We start from the raw sequence: 20,645 nt of genomic DNA on the forward strand, positions 1-20,645 counted from the left end.
TGGCCGCCTCCTGCGCTCCGGCGGGCGACGACGCCGCCACCGGCGACGCCGAGAGCGACATGTCCGCCACCCAAGCGTCCGCAACACCGGCTTTCGACGCCGTCGGCCGCCTCACCGCGTTCGACGACGCCTTCGCCGAGGTGGTGCCGCCGGACGCGCGCATCGAACAGCTGACCGGCGACGAATTCACCTGGTCCGAGGGGCCGGCGTGGGTCGGGGACGGCGACTACCTGCTGTTCAACGACGTTCCGGAGAACCGGATGTACCGCTGGTCCGAGGCGGATGGACTCTCGGTATTCCTCGAGCCCTCCGGCTACGCCGGCCCGGACGACGGCACCCTGCGCGAAGCCGGCGCCAACGGTCTGTTCGCCGAGCCCGGCGGCACCGTGCTGCTGGCCGACTCCGGCAGCCGGCTGGTGGCGCGGCTGGACCCGGAGACGAAGGAGAAGACCGCGCTCGCGTCATCGTACGAGGGCAAGCGCTTCAACAGCCCCAACGACGTGGTGCGACGCGCGGACGGCGCAGTGTTCTTCACCGATCCGCCTTACGGGCTGAAGGACATGGACGAGTCCCCGGCCAAGGAACTGGCGTTCAACGGCGTGTACCGCATCGACGCCGATGGCGGCGTGCACCTGGTCGACGACGCACTGAGCTTCCCGAACGGCGTGGCGCTCTCGCCGGACGGCAACACGCTGTACGTGGCGAACTCCGATCCCGAGCGGCCGATCTGGATGGCCTACACGCTGGACGAGACCGGCAACGCGGTCGACAGCCGCGTGTTCGCCGACGCCTCGGATCTTCTCGGCGAAGACGCCCCCGGCCTGCCCGACGGCATGGCCGTGGCCGCCGACGGCACCCTGTTCGCCACCGGCCCCGGCGGCGTGCTGGTCTTCAAGCCCGACGGCACCCGGCTGGGCCGGATCGAAACCGGCACCGCCGTGGCCAACTGCACGCTGGCCGAGGACGGCCGGGTGCTGTACATGACCTCGCACGGCTTCCTGGCGCGGGTGCGGCTGCGCTGAGGCCCGCTCGCGCGGCACGCCAGCGTCGGCTGGCGGATCCGCCAGCCCGCCAGATCGCCGCGGGGCCGTTCGCTGCAACGGCTCGGGCGCCGAGCGTGTGTCAGCCGGCCGATCCGGTCTCGACCACGAAGGCCTGCAGCGCTGCCAGCTTGCCGTCCTGGAAGCGCCAGACATCGCAGTAGGCGTGGCTGGCCGTCTTGCCTGCATCGTCGGTCAACGTGATCTCGCCGATGGCCGCGAGGCAGTCGCCCTCGGCGAGCATGCGATCGACCCTGAACCTGGGCGGCACCTCGTAGGCTTCGGCCATCCACCGGCGAACCGCATCCTTGCCCCTGAGCGTCCGGTCGCCCACGAACGTCCATTCGGTGTCCTCGGTGCAGAACGCCAGGAAACCTTCATGGTCGCCGCGGACGATGGCCGCGTTGGCCTGTTCCAGTACCCGCTTGTGGTGTTCCGACATTCGGGAGTCCTCCGTCGGGTTGGGTGAGCAACGCATCGTGCCTGCGCAGTATCCATCAGCTACCCGCCGGCGTCTTCGGCCTCCACCGCCAGCGGACGCACGTGCTCGAGCAGGCTGAGCAGCGTCTTGCCCGGCTCTTCCCACGGCATCATGTGCGCGGAGTGTTCGAACCACACCCCGCGCTTGTAGGGCGCGTCGACCTGCTCCAGCCAGTCCGCGGTCGGCCGGGACGGCGTGGTGTAGTCGTGGCGCCCCATGAACATCACCACCGGGATGGGGAACTCGCGCACGCCGCTCAGGTCGACCTGGAGGTACTCGTCGAGCAGGCGACCGAGGGTGAACACGCTGCCTTCGAAGAACGCTGCGCGATCGGCGCAGTCGTACGACGGCGACAGCAGCGAAGCGCCGTAGTAATACGGCTGCTCCTCGTCGCGATAGGCATTGAGCCCGCCATAGTGCTGCGGCCACTTGCGGGCCAGCACGACCCGCTCGCGGGTGATGGGCCGGTCGCCGGGGTAGGGCGCGATGGAGTCCATCTCGGCGATGGCGTCCTGGTTGCCGTGCTCGCGCGCCTGCGCCAGGCCATACGCGAAACTCAGCTCTTCGTTGAGGCGGGTGTTGATGACCTGGCCGATGCCTACGTAGGCGTGGAACAGGTCCGGGCGCGCGAGCGCGGCCTTCATGCCGGGCACCGTGCCCCAGCTGTGGCCGACCAGGATCAGCTTGTCCTTGCCGTAGCGCGCGCGCACGTATTCGGCAGCCTCGATCGCGTCGTCGACATAGCGGTCGATGTGGATGGTCTCGGCGATCGCCTCCGGGTCGGCTTCCCGGTAGGTCTTGCCGGCACCGCGCTGGTCGTAGTGGACCACGGTGAAGTATTCCTCGATGGGGCGCTGGAACTGCCACAGGCTCGGCATCGCCGGCGACGCCGGTCCGCCGTGGACGAACAGGATCATCGGGTTGTCCTTGTGCTTGCCGCGCACGTTGAACCACTGCTCGATGCCGCCGATGGTGGCCGTGTAGGACTCCTGGATGCCGTCCGGGGTGACGATGCGCTGCAGATCGCGCACCACCTCGCGGGCCTGGCCGTAGGACTTCTCCGCCGGGCATTCCTGGGCGGCAGCATGCTGGGTCAGCGCGGCGAGCAGCACAAGCGCGAGTGCGCGCGTCTTCATGGCGATTCTCCTGGTGTCGATGTCCGATCGGACCGGCTCGCGACGCATGCGGCGCGAACGTCCCGGGTCGTCAGCGGACTGGCGCCCTCCAACGTCGGGCGGATCATGGCTTCGCGTGCGAACGGCTCCATGGACCCGACCATGCCACGGGCCACCGCGCCCGTGCATGTGACTTCGGACCGATGGACAGCCGCCGCTGGTTCACCCTGGCTCGCGGCTGGCCGACCGCTGCAGCCGGCTAGCGGTGGGCCAATCGCGCGTGGAGTGTCAGCTCAGCCCTGACCCGCTTGGGCCGGCGCGGTATGCAGTTCGGCACCCGGAGTTCAGCCTACTTGTTCCCCTCGTCCCCCGTGTTGGATGATGCCGCTTCACCTGTCGTATGTCTGCGATCGATGACATGGAGTGAATGTCATCGATGGATGACATCAAGGGACTATTGTCAGCGATCGCGAACATCGCTAGAATGTCATCGAACGGTGACTCGATCGTGAGAAAGCGATGCCGATCATCCAAACGCCAAAGGAACTTGGGCTCACCATCCGCTCGCGCCGCAAGGAGCTGGGCTGGGATCAGGCCACGCTTGCGAAGCAGGTCGGCGTGACACGGCAGTGGGTCATCGAGATCGAAAAAGGCAAGCCGCGCGCGGAAGTTGGCCTCGCGCTGCGTGCCCTGCGCGTGCTTGGCTTGTCCCTGCATGTGGATGCGAAGCAGCAGGCAAGCGCGGCGCCGGGGGATGAAAGGATCGAGCATCCTGCGAGTGGGGCCGCTCCGAATCTGGACATCGATGCCATTGTCGAGAGGAACCGGGGCGCCGCGGTGGGTCGCACCGCCGGGTTGCCGAGTGCCCTCGCCGAGTTGCCGCGAACCAGCGCCGACGAACCGAGAGCGATCGAGTTGGCAAGACGGTTCGATCATCTGGCGGGCACGGTGCGACCTGCTGATGACGACCCGGGATCAGTGGCCGGAGGCGGTGGACCCGAAGGAAAACGCAAGCCGGGCGGTTCGACCAAGGGCAAGCGTCCCTCGAAGCGGGTCTCGAAGCGTTCCGGATCGAAGAAGTGACGACGGAGCTGACCGTTCTGATCAACGGGAGACTGGCTGGCCGCGCCTTCGCGGACAGGCGCGGACACCCCGGGTTCGTCTACGACGAGGCCTGGCGCAACAGTCGCGATGCCATCCCGCTGTCGCTCAGCCTGCCGCTGGCGAACAAGCAACCCGACTCCGATGCGGTCGCGGCAGTCTTGTGGGGGTTCCTCCCGGACAACGAGCACATCCTCCAGCGCTGGGCCAGCCAGTTCCATGTCTCGCCGCGCAACCCCCTGGCGCTGCTGGGCCGCGTCGGCGAGGACTGCGCCGGTGCGGCGCAGTTCGTGCGGACCGAGCGGGTCGACGACGTTCTCGATGGCGGGCCTGGCGAGGTGGAGTGGCTCGACGAAGCCTCGGTGGCGGAGAGGTTGCGACAGGTGCGGCGCGATGCCGGCGCGACGCGGCGCCAGGACGACATCGGACAGTTCAGTCTTCCGGGCGTCCAGCCCAAGATCGCGCTGCACCGGAACGATGGGCGATGGGGCATCCCGCAGGGTCGCACGCCGACGACCCACATTCTGAAGCCGCCGACCGGCGCATACGCGGGCTACGTCGAGAACGAGCACTTCTGCCTGACGCTCGCCCGCAGCCTGCAACTGTCCGCATGCGAATCCGCGATCCTGCACTTCGAAGACGAGATCACGATCTGCGTGAGGCGCTACGACCGCGAATACCAGGCGGAACGCTGGTGGCGCGTCCACCAGGAGGACTTCTGCCAGGCGCTGGGCGTGATGCCGCAGCGGAAATACCAGAAACAGGGGGGGCCGTCGCCGGCGCAGATCGGCGAGGTGCTGCATCAGTATTCGGCGCAGCCACGGGTCGACAGGGAGAACTTCCTGCTCGTGCTCGTTTTCAACTGGCTGATCGGGGGATCCGACGCGCATGCCAAGAACTACTCGCTGTTGCTCGGCGCCGGCGGCGCCGCGCGATTGGCGCCGTTCTACGACATCTCCAGCGCCCTGCCGTACCCGGAGATCGACCGAAGAAAGTTGAAGATGGCAATGAAGATCGGAAGCCACTACCGCTGGCACGACATCAATGTGCGGGACTGGCTGGCGCTGGGCAGCGAACTGGGCTTCTCCAACGACGACGTCAGGGAAGTCCTGGCGCTGGTTGGCGCTTCGATCGCCGACTTTGCGGCGATGGTTGCCGCCGGGATGAGACAGGAGGGAATCGGCCACCCGATCGTCGACACGCTGGTCGATTCGATCTCCGAATCCGCGCGCCGCTGCATGAAGATGCTGAGCGCGTCCTCCGGCGCCCGCTCCGAATAGCCCGGCGGGGAAGCCAGGCAGCATGCTGCGGGCCGACCGATGCCGGGCGTCTCCTCCCGCCGCCGGCACACCGATGCGAGACTGCACGCATGGACAACGAACCCGACCGCCCGTCCCAGGGCAGCCCGTCGCCCGGCGCGCCCGCGCCGGCGCGCGCCGGCCAGGATCCCAGGCTGCTGCGCCGGCTGCTGCGCGCCAAGGACCGCATGGATGCGGCCTCCCACGAGGACTGGCCGGTGCAGCGGCTGGCGCGGGTCAGCGGCGTGTCCGAGGCGCATTTCGCGCGCTCGTTCAAGGAGGCCTTCGGGGTGCCGCCGCACCGCTACCTGCTCACCCGCCGGATCGAGCGGGCCGTGGCGCTGCTGCGCGACACCGAGCTGCCGATCACCGACATCGCGTTCCGGACCGGCTGGAACAGCCTGGGCACCTTCGGGCGCACCTTCCACGACGTCACCGGCGAGGCCCCGGGCGCGCGCCGGGCGCGCGAGCGGACCGCCGCCCAGCCGCTGGGGCAGGTACCGGCCTGCCATCTCGCCGCCGCCCACCGCCCCGCTCTCACCACCGCAGTTTCGGAGAAGCGGCGTCGGGAGGCGGCCGATAGCATCCTCGCGTCCACAGCAACGGAGGTTCCATGAGCGAGGGTATCGGGGTGGTCGGGTTGTACGTCCGCGACCAGGACGAAGCACTGCGGTTCTATGTCGACAAGCTGGGGTTCCAGGTTCACACCGACGTGGGCGGCGGCGAATACCGCTGGCTGACGGTGCAGCATCCGCGGCAGCCGTCGTTCCAGCTCGGCCTGTTCCTGCCGGGGCCGCCGGTGCACGACGAGGCCACCGCGCAGGCCCTGCAGGCGCTCGTCGCCAAGGGGGCGATGCCGCCGCTGGTACTGGACGTGGACGACTGCCGCGGCGCCTGGGAGCGGATGCGCGCGCTCGGCGTGGAATTCACCCAGGAGCCGGTGGAGCGCTTCGGCAACATCGACGCCGGCTTCCGCGACCCGTCCGGCAACGGCTGGAAGATGATCCAGTCGCGGCGCGGGCAGGGCTGACCGGCGTGGTCGCGCGCGCAACCGGCCCCCGCGCATGGATCCGCCAGGCGCACCGCTGGCTCTCGATCGTGTTCACTCTCACGGTGATCGCCAACTTCGCCGCCATGGCGCTGGGCGAGCCGCCCCCATGGCTGGTGTATTCGCCGCTGCCGCCGCTGTTCCTGATGCTGGCCAGCGGGCTGTACATGTTCTTCCAGCCCTACGTGGCGCGCTGGCGCAGCGCAAGGGAAGCCTGACGTGGGCGCGGCCGGTGTTAGGCGCGGCCCCCCAGCAGCACCACGCCGGTGACCGCCAACACCGCGGTCCAGGCGTGGCGGGCGGTGGCGGCGTCCAGCAGCCGCGGCCACCGCGCCAGCCCGCGGCAGGCGCCCGCCGCCATCGCGCCGGTGGCGGCCAGCGCCGCCAGCATGTGCAGGCCCACCGCCAGCGCCGCCATGGCCAGCCCGCCGCTGGCGGCCGGTGCGGCGCCGCCACTGCCGATGCACAGCGGCAGCAGCGCCGGCACCAGCATCAGCCCGGTGCCGTGCGCGGTGGCCATCAGAAACGACCACGCCGCCAGCCCGGCCTGGCCGGCGCGCGGCCCGGCGAGTCCGGCCGCGTCGGTACTGCGCAGGCAGCGGTGAGCGGCCAGCCCCAGCAGCGCCGCGCCGGCAAGGGCCTGGGCCGTGCCATGGTCCAGCACCAGGCCCTGGGCGAACGCGCCGGCCACCACCGCGATCGAGGCGGCGTGCCCGGCGGCGATCGGTGCGAGCGCACGCCAGGCATGGCCGCCGCCGCCCGCGCGCACGCCCCAGGCCGCCGCGAACATCCAACCGTTCGCCGGCATCAGCCCGTGCAGCAGGCCGAGCCCGGCGACCGCCGCCCAGGGCCAGAGTTCGTTCACGGGTCGGTCGCCGCCGCGGGCCGCGGGCTCGGGCTCACCCGGCGCAGCACGCGGCGGCCTCCGGCGCGGGCGCGTAGCGGTCGTGGTGCCGCACCCACTCCATCGGGTAGCTGAGGTCGTCCTCGTTGCGGCCCAGCGGGGTGAGGTCGATGAGCGGGTAGGCGCCCATCATCGCCTCCACGCCGCGGCCGTAGCGCGAGTAGGTGTGGAACACCGTGCCGTCGTCGTCCCGGTAGAACACGCTGATGCCCGGCGCTTCCTCGTGCGGGAAGGCCTGCACGGTGTAGTTGTAAGGGGCCTTCCCGACGGCCACCTCCTCGGCGGAGAAGGTCACGCCGAAGTCGCGGTTGAAGCTGGTGCCGTTCGAGGACACCCACGGGAAGCGCCAGCCCATGCGCCGGCGGAAGCGCTCCAACTCGGCCAGCGGCGCGCGCGAGACCGCGATCAGGGTGATGTCGCGCTGCGCGAGGTGGAGGTTGGCGCCGTCGTGGTGGTCGGCCATGTAGGAGCAGCTCTTGCAGCCCTCCTCCCAGCCCGGGGCGAACATGAAGTGCTGCACCAGCAGCTGGCGGCGGCCTGCGAACAGGTCGGCCAGGCCGCGCGGCCCCTGCGGCGTGTCGAAGACGTAGTCCTTCTCCACGCGCACCCACGGCAGCGCGCGGCGCGCGCGCGCGACCTGGTCGTGCAACCGGGTCAGCTCCTTCTCGTGCGCCAGCAGCGCCAGCCGCTCGGCGAGCCATTGCTCCCTGGCCACGACGGGGTGGCGCGTTGCGTTGTGTTCGATGGTGGAAGTGTTCATCGGTTGCACTCCTCGGCCGTTGGGCCGCATGGGAAATCTGAAGGGCGCGCATAGCCGCCGCGGCGCTGGTCGCGCGCGTGTTCGTGCGGGTCGGATCGGGGTGTGGTCGGCCGGCCCAGTGGGCCGGCCCGGCGAAGCTGCGGCGCGGTCAGGCCGCGGCGCGCTTCGGGCGGCGCACCGCGCGCACGGTTGCGCTGTTGCCGCCGCCGCAATAGAAGAGGTCGGCGCCGTCGGATTCCAGGCCGCTGACGCCGCTGCCGCGCGGCAGCTCCAGGCGCTCGAGGGTGGCACCGCTGGCCGGGTCGATGCGGCGGATGTCGCTGTCGTCGCCTTCCCAGGTGCCGTGCCACAGCTCGCCGTCGACCCAGGTCACGCCGGTGACGAAGCGGTCGGACTCGATGGTGCGCAGCACCGCGCCGGTGTCGGGGTCGACCTGGTGGATCTTGCGGTCTCGGTACTGCCCCACCCACAGGCTGCCCTCGGCCCAGGCCAGGCCCGAGTCGTGGCCCTGGCCCGGGGACGGGATCGACTTCAGCACCGCGCCGGTGGCCGGATCGATCTTGTCGATGCGCGCCTCGGCGATCTGGTACAGGTGGGTGCCGTCGAAGGCGGTGCCGGCGTCGGCCGCCCGTTCGAAACTGCGCACCGTCTCTCCGCTGCCCGGATCGAAGGCGACCAGCGCCGCGCCGGTGGCGGCCCACACGCGCTGCCCATCATGGGTGACGCCGCCGACCTGTTCGGCGCCGGCGAACGGGCCGTATTCGCGGACGATCTCGGCCGCGCGCGTCGGGACCTGGCGTGCGGTTGTTTTCTGGTTTGCCATCGTCGGTTCCTCGCGTTGCGCCCTGGCGGCGCGTCGAGGTCAATCTAGCCGGGCCCGAGCGCGGCCGGGAGTAACAAGATCGTCGTGAATCCCGCCAGCGACGGGGCCAGCCAGCGCTGCGCGCGCGCGCGGCCGATGGAGCGCGCCCGCCCGGCCGCCTCCAGTTCGGCCAGCGCGCGCTGCACGGTGCGCTGGCTGGCGCCGAGCGCGAGCGCCAGCGCCGAGGTGGACCAGGGCGCACCATCGGAGAGCAACGCCAGCAGCGCCGCCTGCTCGCCGTCGATCGGCGGCGCCAGCAGCACCACCTCGCGCCCGTCGCGCGGCCGCAGCGCGAAGCCGCCGGCGGTGGCCTCGATGCGTGCGAACGGCTGGACGAGCGCGCGCAGGCGGCCGATCTCCACCCGCAGCCGCGCGCGGTGGCTCTCGTCGGGGTCGCGCAGGCGGAACGCGCGCGCGATCAGCAGGTCGCGGCTGGCGTCGCCGGGCCAGGCCTCGGCCAGGGTGCGCGCCAAGGAAAACAGCACTGGTCGCCGCGTCAGCGGCCGCCATTCCGCACCGGCGCCCAGACCGCGGCGACAGGCGTCGACCAGCAGCGCGTCGGATTGCCGCAGCGCCTCCACCTGCGCCAGGCGCATCGGCTGTTCGCCGGCCGCCGAAAGGCGCCGCGCCGCGGGCCGCTCCAGCGTCGCCCGGGCCTCGGCCACCTCGGCCAACAGCTCCGGCACCCCGGCCGCGGCGGCCGCCTGCTGCGCGCGCTCCAGCGCTTCGCTTGCCGGGCCGGTGCGCAGCGAGCGCAGCGCCAGCTCGGCCGTGGCCAGTTCCGCCACCGCCACCAGCGAAGGCGGCATGCCGCCCACATCAACAGTCGTCAGGCCGTCCGCGGCCTCGTCGAGGCGACCGAGCAGCAGGAGCCGGCGCGCCGCGATCAGCCGCGCCTGCAGCGCGTTGGCGCGATCGCCGCACGCCTCCAGCACCGCCGCGGCGGTCGCCAGCGGGCGCGTGGCGCCACCCAGATCGCGCATCGCCAGCGCCACTTCCGCCTCGGCCACCACGCAGCGCGCCCGCGCCAGCCGTTCGTTGCTGCCGAAGCCGCGGGCGGCCCGCCGCAGCAGTTCGCGTGCGCGCGGGTACTCGCCCAGCCGCGCCATGGCGATGCCGCGCAGCGCCAGCGCCGGCGGGTCCTCGCGCAGCGCCACGCGCCCGAGCGCGCCGAGCACGTCGCCGGTGGCGAGCGCGCGTGCGGCAGCGGCGATCAGGGAGTCCATCGCGGAAGGCTAACCGGTGGCGGCAGGATTGCGGTTGCCGGCGATCGCGATCATGGCGCCGGAAGCAGCGCGCGCCCGCGCAAAAACCAAGGTCCCGTTGATCCGGATCAATGGCACAGGCGCTCTCCTGACCCAGGATGGACACGTCCCTCCCCCTGCCTGGCCGGTCCGATGCCATCGCCCGCCCCGATCGTCGATCGCGCTTCCTGCCCGGGTGACCGGATGCCGGACTGCGGCGGCGGCGCTCGCGCACGCGGAAATGCACGATGAAGCGAATCCTGCTGATCGCCGTGACGATGCTCAGCCTCGTCGCCGCCTGGGTGCTGCTGGAATATCGATCCGACCGGACCGCGGCGCTGCGTACGCTGCAATCGGGCAGTCGCGTGGCCGACACCGCCTGCGGTCCGATCGAATACGCGATGTCCGGCGACGGCCCCGCCGTGCTGCTCGTGCACGGGGCCGGCGGCGGCTATTCGCAGGTCGCCGATCTGCAGAGGCTGCTCGCGGCGTCCGGGTTCACTGCCATCGCGGTCTCGCGCTTCGGCTACCTGCGTACGCCGCTGCCCGCCGATGCCACGCCCGCCGCGCAGGCCGACGCGCATGCCTGCCTGCTCGACGCCCTGCAAGTGCCGCGGGCCGCGGCGCTCGGCCTGTCGGCCGGCGCGCCTTCCGCGCTCCAGTACTGCGTCCGCCATGCGGACCGCTGTACCGCGCTCGTGCTGCTGGTCCCGGCGATCGCAGTGCCCGGGCGCGAAGTCGCAGAGACCACGCCGCCCTCGCCGTTCTGGCAGTTCGTCTTCGACCACGCGCTGCGGTCCGACTTCGTGATCTGGGGCCTGGCCCGGCTGTGGCCCGAGGTATTGATCGAAACCGTACTGGCCACGCCCCTCGAGGACTTCCGTAACGCAAGCGACCCGGAACGGCAGCGCGCGCTCGCCGTCGTCCGCGACATCTTTCCGGTCAGCCCGAAGGTCGACGGCCTGAAGAACGACGTGCTCGTGACCACGCCATCGCCGTCGCCGGCACTGTCGCTGATCGCCGCGCCGACGCTGGCGATCAGCACCCGCAACGACCTCTACGGCACCGATGCGGGCATGGCCCATGCCGCGGCGGAGATTCCCGGCGCCCGACTGATCCTGTTCCCCGACGGCGGGCATGCCTGGCTCGGGCACGACGCCGAAGTTCGCGCCGCGCTGGTCGCGTTTCTGCGACAAGCGACGGCTCCGCACAGAGCCGACCGGCCCTGACCGGGCGATTCGGCGCCCATGCCGCTGGCCTTGTCTCGCCCACGGGCCGCATCTAGTGTGGCGGCTCCCATCGTGCAGACAGGAATGGTCCCATGAAGCTCCAGAATCGACTGCTGGCCGCTTGGGTCGGCGTACTCACCGTCGTCGTCGGGGCGGTGGTCCTGACCGGCGCCAGTTCTGCGCGCAGCGAGAAGTTCGACGTCATCGACGTGCAGCGCATCAACGTGCGCGAGCCCGACGGCACGCTGCGGATGACGGTATCGAACATGGCGCAGTTCCCCGGGCTGATCCTCGAGGGCGAGCAGTACCCGCACGACCGGAAGGTGGCCGGCATGCTGTTCTTCAACGACGAGGGCACCGAGAACGGCGGCCTGGTCTATGCCGGCAGCAGGGGCGCCGATGGCGAGGTGAGCCATTTCGTCCATCTGAGCATGGACCAGTACCAGCAGGACCAGGTGGTGACGCTCAACAACATCGAGGCCGGTGGGCGCCGCCGCAGCGGGTTGACGGTCGGCGACCGCCCGGAGCGGCCCATCCTGGAGGACATCCAGGAACGCGCCACCCTGGAAGCGATGCCGGAGGCGGAGCGCGCGGCGCTGATGGAACGCCGCGCCGCGGAGAACTACTACGGCGCCAATCGCATGTTCGCCGGCCGCAACGGCGATCGCGAGTCGGTGATCGACCTCATGGACGAAGCGGGCAAGACCCGTCTGCGGCTGAGAGTGGAGCCGGACGGCGCCGCCTCGATCGAGTTCCTCGACGAGGACGGCGAGGTCACCGGAACGGTGACGCCCGAGACGCTGAAGGGCTGAACCCGCGGACCCGATCGGCCCGGAAAGGCGGATCCCGGCCCGCGGTGGGCGAACCCTACTTCGAAGAGGTTCCCGGGGCGGCCGGCCGTGCCTGCAGGCGGAATCGCCACAGCACGGTGCGGTCCGGAAGGGGCGCCAGATGGGAATGGCCCAGCGCGAGCGCCGGAGCGGTCTTCGTCGTTGCGGCAGTCCGCAGCCGCAGGTGTTCGAGGCCGCGCGCCTCGCCATCGGAGCGGCCCAGCGCCAACGACCAATCGTCGCCATCGAGCCGCGTTCCCGCAGCCATGGGCGTGGCCATCATCCCGGCCAGCACCAGCTGTTCGACGATGGCGTCGTGCAGCGCGGCGGGCACGTCCACCGCCACCTCGACGATGTCGACGAAACCCTGGCCATCGCGCCAGCGGGGCGCGAGCACCTCGGCCCGTGCGGTGCCCGACGGCCGGGTCGTGTCCCCCGCGCGCCAGCGCACGAACTCCGGCCGGAACACCATCGCCCAGAGCACCAGGTCGGGACCGCCGGCGGTGGCGTCGCGCTGCACGGCGTCGTACCACGGCACCGGCGGATCGCTGCGCCGCCAGGTCACCGCGCTGCGGCGGATGTCGTCGCCGTAGACTTGCCGCCAGGTGCGTTCCAGCCGGAGCAGCGGCGCTGCATCATCGAAGCCCATCGCAATGCCGACCTTGCCCACCGGCTCGTCGAAACGGTTGTCCGGGCCGAAGAACTCCAGGTAGGTGTGGCGGCCGCGCAGGAACACCCGGTCGGCGTCGCGCCCCGGCGGCGCGTGATCGGGCAATCCCGCGTCCAGCGGGCCAAGCGCGCGCCGGACATCGGCGCTGTCGCGCAGGGCGGCGAAGGTCGGCCCGTCCAGCACCACGTACACATGGTTGAGCGCAGGCGGCGCGGGCGGGGGGCCGGCAGCGGCCGGGCCCACCGCCGGCGTGCGCATGCATCCTCCCAGCGCCGACGCCAACGCCAACGCCAACGCCGCCAGGAGGATGCATGCCACGGCCCGGCGCGATCGGCGCCTGCCTCGAGGTTGCGGAAGCGCATCGGCATCGCCCATGCCACCGCGCGCTTCGGATGCGATGCGTCGGCTCATCGGGACTTCCGGTATCGATCCGCCCAGGACCGTCTGGGACCGGCGGCCGTCTGCGGCGCAGAGGCAGGACCCGGCATGTGCGGCGCCGCCAGCAGTCGTTCCAGGCCGCCGAGATCGCCCGCAGCGCCGAGACCGGCGGCATGCCAACGGCCGTCGCCGCTCCGGGTGACCGCGATCGCGCCCGACGTCGAACTCACCGTGAAGCCGCAACGGCGCAGCATGCGTTCGCACCAGGCCCCCGCGATCCCGTCGACCGCCACGCGCACGAGCGGCCCCTCCGCTGCCGGGCTCTCGAAGCGCCCCGAGGCCGGCGAAAACGCCACGTTGTCCTGATCGAACGCACGTCCGAGTGCGCCGGAGAGCACCACGTCCTCGGGAGCGCCGTGCACGCACTGGCCGTCGCCGGGCAGCAGCCACAGGCGGTCGGCGGTCTGCAGCGATAGCTCCAGGTCGTGGCTCGACAGCACCACGCCGATGCCGCATTCGCGGGCCACCCGGCGCAGCATCGCCACCATGGTGATCCGGCTGGGCAGGTCGAGGAAGGCGGTGATCTCGTCGAGCAGCATCAGCTCCGGCTGCTGCGCCAGCGCGCGGGCGATCAGCGCGCGCTGGCGTTCGCCGTCGCTGAGGCTGTCGAGCGTGCGCACGGTCAGGTGGCCGCCTTCGACCAGGCGCAGGCTGTCGGCGACGACCTCCCGGTCCTCGGCGTCGAGCACGTCGCGCCAGCCGGTATGCGGGTGCCGGCCCATGGCGACGAGGTCGTGCACGCGGAGCCCCGGAATCTCCGGCCGCTCCGTCAGCACCACCGCGATCCGCCGCGCCAGTTCGCGGGGGCGATGCTCGCGCAGCGGCCGTTCCAGCAGGCGTACCTCCCCCTCCAGCGGCGGATGCAGGCCGGCCAGGGTCCGTAGCAGCGTCGACTTGCCTTGGCCGTTGCGCCCGAGCAGGCAGGCGAAGGTGCCGCGCGACAGCTCCAGCGCGGGGATGCGCACCAGTTCGCGGCTGCGGTAGCCGATCGCCAGGTTCTCGATCCGCAGCAGGCTCATCGCGCGCCTCCGCCGAGGCTGCGCGCGCGCAGCAGCAATACGATCACGGCCGGCGCGCCGATCAGCGCGAGGATCGCGTTGAGGTGCAGGAAGTGCTGGCGCCAGGGCAGATGCACCACCAGGTCGGCCGCCAGGGTGAGCAGGCCGCCCAGCGCCAGCGTGGGCAGGATCAGCGCGCCGATGCGCGCGGTGCCGGCCAGGCCACGCGCCAGGTGCGGCACGATCAGGCCGACGAAGGCCACCGGCCCGCAGAACGCGGTGACCGGCGCCGCCAGCAGGATCGCCGCGCCGAGCACCAGCCGGCGCAGCCGCGCCACGTCGACGCCGAGGCTGCGCGCGTAGGTCTCGCCCAGCAGTAGCGCGGTCAGCGGCTTGGCCAGCCAGATGGTGGCCGCGAGCGCGACCAGCAGCGGCGGCAGCAGCGTGGCGAAGTCCTGCCAGACCACCGCGGCGAAGGTCGCGTCGTTCCAGGACGCGAAGATGCGCGACTGGGTGCGACTGGTGAAGTGCAGCAGGATGCTGATCAGGCCCTGGGCCAGGAAGCCGAGCATCAGGCCCAGCACCAGCAGGGTCACGGTCTGCACCCGCCGCGCGATCGCGGCCATCGCCAGCGCCACCGCCAGCGTGCCCAGCATCGCCCCGGCGACGATGCCCAGGCCGGCCAGGCCGGTGATCATCGCCAGCGCCGCCGGCCCCACCACCGCGCCGGCCACGATCACCAGCGCCGCGCCGAACTGCCCGCCCGCCATCAGCCCGAGCGACCACGCGTCGGCCAGCGGATTGCGGAACAGGGTCTGCAGCAGCAATCCGGCCAGGCCCAGCGCGGCGCCGCCGGCCAGCGCCGCGATCGCCCGCGGCAGCCGCAGCTCGCGCAGGATGCGGGCGTCGGGCGCGTCGCCGCCCAGGCCAAGCAGCCCGTGCAACAACTGCTGGGGCGTCAGCATTTCCTGGCCCGCCGCCAGGTTGGCGGCGAACGCCAGAGCGAGCAGCAGCGGCAGGCCCAGCGCCCAGCGCCATTGTCGCTCCGGGACCGTAGGGCCCCCGGACTGGAACGCCACCGCGCTCACCGGAATTCGCCCGGCTGCAGCGGCCGCAGGAACACGAACGGCGCATCGACCAGCTCGGGATGCAGCGCCTTGACGAAGTCCTGCAGCACCCAGTCGGGGCGCACCACGCCGGTCTGGTACCAGTCGTAGGCGTTGGCCTCGGGGTCGATGCGCGCGGTGTTGCCGTACAAATGCCCCGGGCGCCAGGCCTGCAGTCCCTCGAGCAGCCCGAGACTGCGCGGCGGCACGGCGTGGATGTCGCCGAGAATCCACACCGCGGCGGCGTCCGCGGCCGGCAGCACCGCCTCGGTGGAGACCATGTCCGAGGGGTACGCGCCGTCCTGCCCGGGGCGCGCCAGCAGGTTGCGCCCGCCGGCATCGGCGAGCAGCTCGCCCTCGGCACCACGCACCGTGGCGACCCAACGATCGGCGCCGTTGGGATAGGCCCACAGCGCCGGGGTCGGCGGTCGCGCGGCCGCCGCCTGGCGCAGCGCGGCGACCCGTGTTTCGATCTCTTCGAACAGGGCGTCGGCCTGCGCCTGGCGGCCGGCCAGCAGGCCGTACACGCGCAGCCACTCGGCGCGGCCGAGGTAGTGCGCCTCGTCCTCGGCGAAGGTCGGCAGCACCGGGATGCCGAGACGGCGGGCGCGCTCCAGCGCGCCGGCGTGCTCCAGCGAGCCCAGCCGCATCAGGAACACGTCCGGGGCCTGCCGCACCAGCACGTCCAGGTTCGGCGGCGCGTGCCAGTTGTAACCGACCTGGCCGATCTCGCCCGCCAGGGTGCGCGCGCGGATGTCGCGGTCGTAGGACTGCAGCCCGCCCACCGCCACCAGCCGGTCGGCGATGCCCAACTGGCTCAGGAAGGCCTCGTCGGCGCCGGAGTTGGTGGCGATGGTGCGGACCGGCGTGCGGACCACCGCGGCGCCGGCCAGCGCGTCGGGCAGTTGCGGCAGCGGTGCATCGCGGGGCGCCAACACGATGGTGTCGTGCCGCGGCACGGTGCCCTCGCCGCCATCGGACACCGGCCCCGACATGCGCACCACGGTGTAGCCCGGAAAGGTGTGGATCGCGACGTTGCGCGCATGCCGCAGCGACAGTGTCGTGCCCCCGTCCGGCAGCGCGTGCGATTCCAGCCGGGCTTCCGGCGCGCGGCCGCAGCCGGCCAGCGCGCACACGGCCAGCGTGGCCAGCGCGACCCCGCAGATTCCCCGCACCCGTCGCCCGTGCCCGCGCATTCCGCCCCCTCTTGCCGTCTGCTGATGTTATATCATCACATTTTCATCTGGCGAGGTGGTCGTGGGTCGTTTCCAGGGGCTGGCGTGTGCGTTGGGGGTGTTCGCGATGGGCGGCGTACAGGCGGCCGATGCGCCGATGGAGGCGACCGAGCTCGACGCGATCACCGTCTACGGCCGGGTGCTGGGGCGCATTCCCGGCGAGACCGCGACCAAGACCGGTGCGCCGGTGCTCGAGACCCCGTTCGCGGTCAACATCGTGCCGCGCGAGCTGCTGGACCTGCGCAACGTCGCCAACATCGGCGCGGCGGTGGAGACCGTCGGCGGGGTGCAGCGCACGATCGGCTTCTCCGGCAACCAGCGCTTCCGCATCCGCGGCTTCCCGGCGATCAGCACGCTGCGCGACGGCATGCGCCAGAGCGTCTCGCAGCCGGAGATCGACCTGCAGGGCATCGACAGCATCGAGGTGCTGAAGGGCCCGGCCTCGGCGCTGTACGGCCGCTTCGAGCCCGGCGGCGTGATCAACTTCGTTTCCAAGCGGCCGCAGGAAAGCTTCGCCAGCGAAGCCACGCTCACCGCCGGCAGCGACGACTACGCACGCGCCGGCTTCGACGTCACCGGTCCGCTCGGCGGTGGCGACGCCTGGCTGGGCCGGCTGAACCTGGCGCACGAGGACGCCGGCAGCTTCCGCGACCTGGTCGACAACCGCCAGAGCTACGTGGCACCGGCGCTGGAATGGCGCCCCGACGCCGACACCAGCCTGCTGCTGCGCCTCGAGTACCTGCGCCGCGACGCGGCGTTCGACCGCGGCCTGGGCAACCATCCGCGCTTCCTGGAGGTACCGCTGTCGCGCAACTACGGCGAGCCGTTCCAGCGCGTCGTCAAGCGCCAGCACACCGCCGGCATCGAGTTCAACCGCATGCTCTCGCGCGACTGGCGGCTGCGCGTGGCCGGGTACTGGTCCGACGTCGAGGTGCCGGAGGAGCAGTTCTTCAACTACGGCTTCCCGGCGCTGGACGGCGACACGGTCAACCGCAACTTCGTCAGCTACCGCGAGCGGCAGAAGGACCTGACCCTGCAGGGCGAGCTGTACGGCCGCTTCGCCACCGGCGCGGTACGCCACCAGCTGCTGGTCGGCGTGGAGCACGGCAGCGACCGCCTGGCCTACCTCGACGGCCGCATCGCGTACGGCCAGCCGATCGACTTCGATGCGCCGGTGCCGTCCGGCCCGCCCGAGGCCTGGGAAGACACCGGCGACAGCCGCTACGAGTACGAGACCACCGCGCTGTACCTGCAGGACGAGATGGCGCTCGGCCGCTGGCGCCTGCTGCTGGGCGGGCGCGCCGAGCGCACCGACACGCTGTCGTTCTACACCGGCGGTATCGACCCGGCGGTCACCCGCCGCGACTCGCCGTTCTCGCCGCGCGCGGGGCTGAGCTTCCTGGCCACGCCCGACCTGTCGTTCTACGCCAGCTGGGCGCGCTCGTTCCGCAACGAGGCCGACGCCGGCCAGCTGCAACAGGGCGTCATCACCAGGCCGACCCGCGGCGACCAGATCGAGGTCGGGGTGAAGTCGATCCTGCTCGACGGCCGCGCCGAAGCCACCCTGGCGCTGTTCGACCTGCGCAAGACCGACGCGGTGGTGGCCGACCCGGTCGACTGGAACCTGGTGGTGCAGGCGGGCGAGCTGCAGTCGAAGGGCATCGAGGCCGAACTCTCGATGCGCCCGGTCGACGCCTGGACGCTGGTGGCCGCCTACGCCCACATCGACGCCACCATCCGCGAGGACACGAACGAATTCCTGGTCGGCAACCGCCTGGCCGGCATCCCCCGCACCCAGGCCTCGCTGTGGACCTCGTGGGCGTTCGAGGGCGCGCTGCACGGACTCACCGTGGGCGGCGGCGTGTTCCATTCCGGACGCCAGGCCGCCACCACCGCCAACAGCTTCGACCTGCCGGCCTACACCCGCATCGACCTCAACGCGCGCTACGCCTTCGCCGATGGCTATGCCGTGCTGCTCAACCTCGACAACGTCACCGATACCCGCCACTACATCACCGGCGGCTTCTCGCAGATCTACCCGCAGGCGCCGCGCAGCGTGCGGGTGTCGCTGTCCAGGCGCTGGTAGGTCGGTGCTTCACCCTTCCGTACGGGGTCCGATGATCGCCAAGCGCATCGCCTGTCTGCTGTGCTGCGCACTGGCCGTCTCCGCAGCGGGCGCCCAGAACGCCTCGACCGCGGCCCCGACCAACGTCGTGAGCTACCCGGCCGCCGATTTCACGCCCTATGCGCCGCAAACGGCGCTGGACATGGTCAGGCGAACACCAGGCTTCGTGCTGAACGAGGGCGACGAGGAGATCCGCGGCTACGGCGCCGCCGGCGGCAATGTGTTGATCGATGGAGTCCGGCCCGCTTCGAAGGCGGGCGTGGTCGACGCGCTGAGTCGGATCTCCGCCAGTCAGGTCGAGCGCATCGACGTGATCCGCAACGCCTCCACCGCCGAGGCGCAGGGCCAGACGCTGATCATCGACGTCGTCCGCACCGAACGCACTGCATCGGGCACCTGGTCGTCCGAAATCGAGCGAAACGGCAACGGCACGGTCTATCCCCGACTGCAGGCCAGCTATGCAAGAGCGGCGGGCGGCTGGGAGACCTCGGTGCGGTTCAACGGACTGTGGGAAGAGTTCCCGTCCCGTACCCTGCGGCTGCTGCGCGACGCGTCCGGACACCTGGCGTCATCCGTCCAGACCGATCTGCCCTCGACGCTGGCCCTGGCCTACCTGTCCGGCGATGCGCGGCGGCCGCTGGCCGGCGGCATGCTCAACCTGACGGGTCGCTTCGGACGCTACCACTACTACTACGATCAGCCGGGCGACACCTACCTCGGCCGGCTGCCCGATGGCGACCCCGACATCACCCAGGTCACCAGCTACGACAGGGAACGCTGGGACCTGGAGCTGGGTGCCGACTACACCCGCGACCTCGGCACGTGGCGCTGGAAGACGCTCGGCCTGCTGACGGCGAAGGATGGCGTGGAGGCCCAGTCCGATCCGCGTCGCGATCGGAATGGCCTGCTGCTTTCGGATACCACCGTGGATGCCACCGCACGACCGCTCGAACTGGTGGCCCGGACCACCCTGGTGCGCGTCGACGCTGCCGGCTGGAAACCCGAGTTCGGAGCGGAAGTGGCCTATAACAGGCTCGACAGCACGTTCGCGCTGTCGTTCGACGACGGCACCGGTCCGGTTCCCGTCGCGCTGCCCGGCGCCGACGTGCTGGTGGAGGAACTGCGCGGCGAAGCCTTCGCCAAGCTCAACGGAAGCTGGACCCCGCGTCTGAGCGTGGAAATGGAACTGGCGGTGGAAGCCTCCGAGATCTCGGTGACCGGCGACGCCGAGCGGACGCAGTCCTTCGTGTTCCTCAAACCGGCAGCGGCGATGTCGTGGCGACCCGGCGAGCGGTCGCAATGGCGGCTGGGCGCACGAAGGCTGGTCGGCCAGCTCGATTTCGGCGATTTCGCCGCGTCGGCATCGCTCAACGACGGGACCGCGGTGGCAGGCAACCCCGATCTGGGTCCGGACCAGACCACGCGCTACTACGCCTCGTACGATTATCGCGGCAGCGGCGACCTTGCGCTCAACGTCGAGATCTTCCACGAAGACCGCCAGGACGTGCTCGAGCAGGTGCTGCTGCCCTCGGGGGCGGTTGGCCTGGCCAATGCGGGCGATGCCACCTATCGCGGCATCAAGACATCGCTGGCCCTGCCCCTGGATGCGATGCTGGCTGCCGCGCGGCTCACCATCGATGCGACGGTGCTGCGCAGCAGCTTCGATGACCCGGTGATCGAAGCCAGCCGGCCGCTGTCGCGCGTCTACTCGCCGCTGATCAACGCCGAGTTCCGCCACGACGTGCTCGCGCGGCGCTTCGGCTGGGGCGCGACCTGGAAGGCCGCCAACGACGGCACCATCTACCGGGTTGCCGAGATCGACCGTCTCCACACGGGGAACGCCTTTGGTGCATTCATCGAGACCGGGGCCTTGGGCAGTTTCAAGACCAGGCTGGCGGTCCGCAATATCGGTAGCCAACGCACTCACCGCGATCGCCGGTTCATGCAGCCGGACCGATCCGGCGGGCTGGCACGGACCGAACGACGCCAGCAAAAGAGCCCGATGTTCGTCGTCCTCACCCTCAGCGGAAAGTTCTGATCGCAACGCGAGCCTGGCGTCGGCGTCACCTGCCCCTGGTCGACCGGCGCGAGCAAGGCAGGGGTGCGGTACCAATCCGCGTCGTTGCGCCGGTGCCAATGCGTGGACGGCCACGCACGCACC

20 protein-coding genes are annotated in these 20,645 nt (G+C 71.3%); 10 read left to right on the forward strand and 10 right to left on the reverse strand.

Annotated elements, in window-relative coordinates; translation table 11 throughout:
* The first annotated feature begins 59 nt into the window (after nucleotides 1–59).
* A complete protein-coding gene (locus H0E84_RS03495) occupies nucleotides 60–1,022 on the forward strand; it encodes an SMP-30/gluconolactonase/LRE family protein (RefSeq protein WP_180677314.1) in 963 nt (320 codons plus the stop codon).
* A 100-nt stretch (nucleotides 1,023–1,122) separates the two neighbouring features.
* On the opposite strand, the gene H0E84_RS03500 is transcribed toward H0E84_RS03495, so the two are convergent.
* Together H0E84_RS03500 and H0E84_RS03505 are read right to left on the reverse strand one after the other, a co-directional pair.
* Nucleotides 1,123–1,482, reverse strand: coding sequence for a nuclear transport factor 2 family protein (locus tag H0E84_RS03500; protein WP_180677239.1), 360 nt, complete (start codon nucleotides 1,480–1,482; stop codon nucleotides 1,123–1,125).
* 59 nt (nucleotides 1,483–1,541) lie between these two features.
* Complete coding sequence (locus tag H0E84_RS03505; protein WP_180677240.1) at nucleotides 1,542–2,657, reverse strand: alpha/beta hydrolase; 1,116 nt, start codon at nucleotides 2,655–2,657, stop codon at nucleotides 1,542–1,544.
* A gap of 498 nt (nucleotides 2,658–3,155) precedes the next feature.
* Here H0E84_RS03505 and H0E84_RS03510 point away from each other — a divergent pair, with 498 nt between their 5' ends.
* From H0E84_RS03510 to H0E84_RS03530, 5 genes are all read left to right on the forward strand, one after another.
* Nucleotides 3,156–3,719, forward strand: coding sequence for a helix-turn-helix transcriptional regulator (locus H0E84_RS03510; RefSeq protein WP_180677241.1), 564 nt, complete (start codon nucleotides 3,156–3,158; stop codon nucleotides 3,717–3,719).
* Nucleotides 3,716–5,017 carry a HipA domain-containing protein gene (locus tag H0E84_RS03515; RefSeq protein WP_180677242.1) on the forward strand — a complete coding sequence of 434 codons (1,302 nt, stop codon included), beginning with the start codon at nucleotides 3,716–3,718 and terminating at the stop codon, nucleotides 5,015–5,017. Before H0E84_RS03510 ends, H0E84_RS03515 begins: the two co-directional genes overlap by 4 nt.
* 206 nt (nucleotides 5,018–5,223) lie before the next feature.
* On the forward strand, nucleotides 5,224–5,652 hold the full coding sequence (locus tag H0E84_RS03520) for a helix-turn-helix transcriptional regulator (protein ID WP_219339582.1): 429 nt from the start codon (nucleotides 5,224–5,226) through the stop codon (nucleotides 5,650–5,652).
* The gene (locus H0E84_RS03525; RefSeq protein ID WP_180677244.1) at nucleotides 5,649–6,065 is read left to right on the forward strand and encodes a VOC family protein; all 417 of its coding nucleotides are present in this window, start codon (nucleotides 5,649–5,651) and stop codon (nucleotides 6,063–6,065) included. Before H0E84_RS03520 ends, H0E84_RS03525 begins: the two co-directional genes overlap by 4 nt.
* Nucleotides 6,066–6,070: 5 nt before the next feature.
* A complete protein-coding gene (locus H0E84_RS03530; RefSeq protein WP_180677245.1) occupies nucleotides 6,071–6,301 on the forward strand; it encodes a hypothetical protein in 231 nt (76 codons plus the stop codon).
* Between the two features lie 17 nt (nucleotides 6,302–6,318).
* Here H0E84_RS03530 and H0E84_RS03535 read toward each other — a convergent pair whose 3' ends face one another.
* From H0E84_RS03535 to H0E84_RS03550, 4 genes are all read right to left on the reverse strand, one after another.
* On the reverse strand, nucleotides 6,319–6,948 hold the full coding sequence (locus H0E84_RS03535) for a hypothetical protein (RefSeq protein WP_180677246.1): 630 nt from the start codon (nucleotides 6,946–6,948) through the stop codon (nucleotides 6,319–6,321).
* A gap of 34 nt (nucleotides 6,949–6,982) precedes the next feature.
* Complete coding sequence (locus H0E84_RS03540) at nucleotides 6,983–7,747, reverse strand: DUF899 domain-containing protein (RefSeq protein WP_180677247.1); 765 nt, start codon at nucleotides 7,745–7,747, stop codon at nucleotides 6,983–6,985.
* Between the two features lie 148 nt (nucleotides 7,748–7,895).
* Nucleotides 7,896–8,570, reverse strand: a complete 675-nt coding sequence (locus H0E84_RS03545) for an NHL repeat-containing protein (protein ID WP_180677248.1) — start codon at nucleotides 8,568–8,570, stop codon at nucleotides 7,896–7,898.
* Nucleotides 8,571–8,614: 44 nt separating this feature from the next.
* Entirely contained in the window at nucleotides 8,615–9,835 is a 1,221-nt protein-coding gene (locus tag H0E84_RS03550) for a helix-turn-helix domain-containing protein (protein ID WP_180677249.1), read from the reverse strand.
* 383 nt (nucleotides 9,836–10,218) lie between these two features.
* Here H0E84_RS03550 and H0E84_RS03555 point away from each other — a divergent pair, with 383 nt between their 5' ends.
* Nucleotides 10,219–11,082 (forward strand): alpha/beta fold hydrolase, encoded by an 864-nt coding sequence (locus H0E84_RS03555; RefSeq protein WP_180677250.1) that lies wholly within the window; start codon nucleotides 10,219–10,221, stop codon nucleotides 11,080–11,082.
* A 92-nt stretch (nucleotides 11,083–11,174) separates the two neighbouring features.
* The gene (locus H0E84_RS03560; protein WP_180677251.1) at nucleotides 11,175–11,894 is read left to right on the forward strand and encodes a hypothetical protein; all 720 of its coding nucleotides are present in this window, start codon (nucleotides 11,175–11,177) and stop codon (nucleotides 11,892–11,894) included.
* Between the two features lie 55 nt (nucleotides 11,895–11,949).
* Here H0E84_RS03560 and H0E84_RS03565 read toward each other — a convergent pair whose 3' ends face one another.
* The 4 genes from H0E84_RS03565 to H0E84_RS03580 all read right to left on the reverse strand — a co-directional run bounded on the left by H0E84_RS03565 (nucleotide 11,950) and on the right by H0E84_RS03580 (nucleotide 16,320).
* Nucleotides 11,950–12,840 (reverse strand): DUF5829 family protein, encoded by an 891-nt coding sequence (locus H0E84_RS03565; RefSeq protein WP_180677252.1) that lies wholly within the window; start codon nucleotides 12,838–12,840, stop codon nucleotides 11,950–11,952.
* Between the two features lie 149 nt (nucleotides 12,841–12,989).
* Nucleotides 12,990–14,039, reverse strand: coding sequence for an ABC transporter ATP-binding protein (locus H0E84_RS03570; RefSeq protein WP_180677253.1), 1,050 nt, complete (start codon nucleotides 14,037–14,039; stop codon nucleotides 12,990–12,992).
* Entirely contained in the window at nucleotides 14,036–15,106 is a 1,071-nt protein-coding gene (locus tag H0E84_RS03575) for a FecCD family ABC transporter permease (RefSeq protein ID WP_219339574.1), read from the reverse strand. The genes H0E84_RS03570 and H0E84_RS03575 overlap by 4 nt, the downstream gene beginning before the upstream one ends.
* Nucleotides 15,103–16,320, reverse strand: coding sequence for an ABC transporter substrate-binding protein (locus H0E84_RS03580; protein WP_180677254.1), 1,218 nt, complete (start codon nucleotides 16,318–16,320; stop codon nucleotides 15,103–15,105). The genes H0E84_RS03575 and H0E84_RS03580 overlap by 4 nt, the downstream gene beginning before the upstream one ends.
* Nucleotides 16,321–16,381: 61 nt before the next feature.
* Between H0E84_RS03580 and H0E84_RS20330 the strand changes: the two genes are divergently transcribed.
* Both H0E84_RS20330 and H0E84_RS03585 read left to right on the forward strand, forming a co-directional pair.
* Nucleotides 16,382–18,445 (forward strand): TonB-dependent siderophore receptor, encoded by a 2,064-nt coding sequence (locus H0E84_RS20330; RefSeq protein ID WP_345776260.1) that lies wholly within the window; start codon nucleotides 16,382–16,384, stop codon nucleotides 18,443–18,445.
* 31 nt (nucleotides 18,446–18,476) lie between these two features.
* Nucleotides 18,477–20,522, forward strand: a complete 2,046-nt coding sequence (locus H0E84_RS03585) for a TonB-dependent receptor domain-containing protein (protein ID WP_257644049.1) — start codon at nucleotides 18,477–18,479, stop codon at nucleotides 20,520–20,522.
* Nucleotides 20,523–20,645: the final 123 nt, after the last annotated feature.

Source organism: Luteimonas salinisoli, from assembly GCF_013425525.1.
Taxonomy (GTDB): domain Bacteria; phylum Pseudomonadota; class Gammaproteobacteria; order Xanthomonadales; family Xanthomonadaceae; genus Luteimonas; species Luteimonas salinisoli.

Bases quoted from the DNA above. Each gene is read 5' to 3' on its own strand.
- H0E84_RS03495 (WP_180677314.1), top strand. From the start codon at position 60: ATGTCCGCCACCCAAGCGTCCGCAACACCGGCTTTCGACGCCGTCGGC.
- H0E84_RS03500 (WP_180677239.1), bottom strand. From the start codon at position 1,482: ATGTCGGAACACCACAAGCGGGTACTGGAACAGGCCAACGCGGCCATC.
- H0E84_RS03505 (WP_180677240.1), bottom strand. From the start codon at position 2,657: ATGAAGACGCGCGCACTCGCGCTTGTGCTGCTCGCCGCGCTGACCCAG.
- H0E84_RS03510 (WP_180677241.1), top strand. From the start codon at position 3,156: ATGCCGATCATCCAAACGCCAAAGGAACTTGGGCTCACCATCCGCTCG.
- H0E84_RS03520 (WP_219339582.1), top strand. From the start codon at position 5,224: ATGGATGCGGCCTCCCACGAGGACTGGCCGGTGCAGCGGCTGGCGCGG.
- H0E84_RS03525 (WP_180677244.1), top strand. From the start codon at position 5,649: ATGAGCGAGGGTATCGGGGTGGTCGGGTTGTACGTCCGCGACCAGGAC.
- H0E84_RS03540 (WP_180677247.1), bottom strand. From the start codon at position 7,747: ATGAACACTTCCACCATCGAACACAACGCAACGCGCCACCCCGTCGTG.
- H0E84_RS03545 (WP_180677248.1), bottom strand. From the start codon at position 8,570: ATGGCAAACCAGAAAACAACCGCACGCCAGGTCCCGACGCGCGCGGCC.
- H0E84_RS03550 (WP_180677249.1), bottom strand. From the start codon at position 9,835: ATGGACTCCCTGATCGCCGCTGCCGCACGCGCGCTCGCCACCGGCGAC.
- H0E84_RS03560 (WP_180677251.1), top strand. From the start codon at position 11,175: ATGAAGCTCCAGAATCGACTGCTGGCCGCTTGGGTCGGCGTACTCACC.
- H0E84_RS03565 (WP_180677252.1), bottom strand. From the start codon at position 12,840: ATGCGCACGCCGGCGGTGGGCCCGGCCGCTGCCGGCCCCCCGCCCGCG.
- H0E84_RS03570 (WP_180677253.1), bottom strand. From the start codon at position 14,039: ATGAGCCTGCTGCGGATCGAGAACCTGGCGATCGGCTACCGCAGCCGC.
- H0E84_RS03580 (WP_180677254.1), bottom strand. From the start codon at position 16,320: ATGCGCGGGCACGGGCGACGGGTGCGGGGAATCTGCGGGGTCGCGCTG.
- H0E84_RS03585 (WP_257644049.1), top strand. From the start codon at position 18,477: ATGATCGCCAAGCGCATCGCCTGTCTGCTGTGCTGCGCACTGGCCGTC.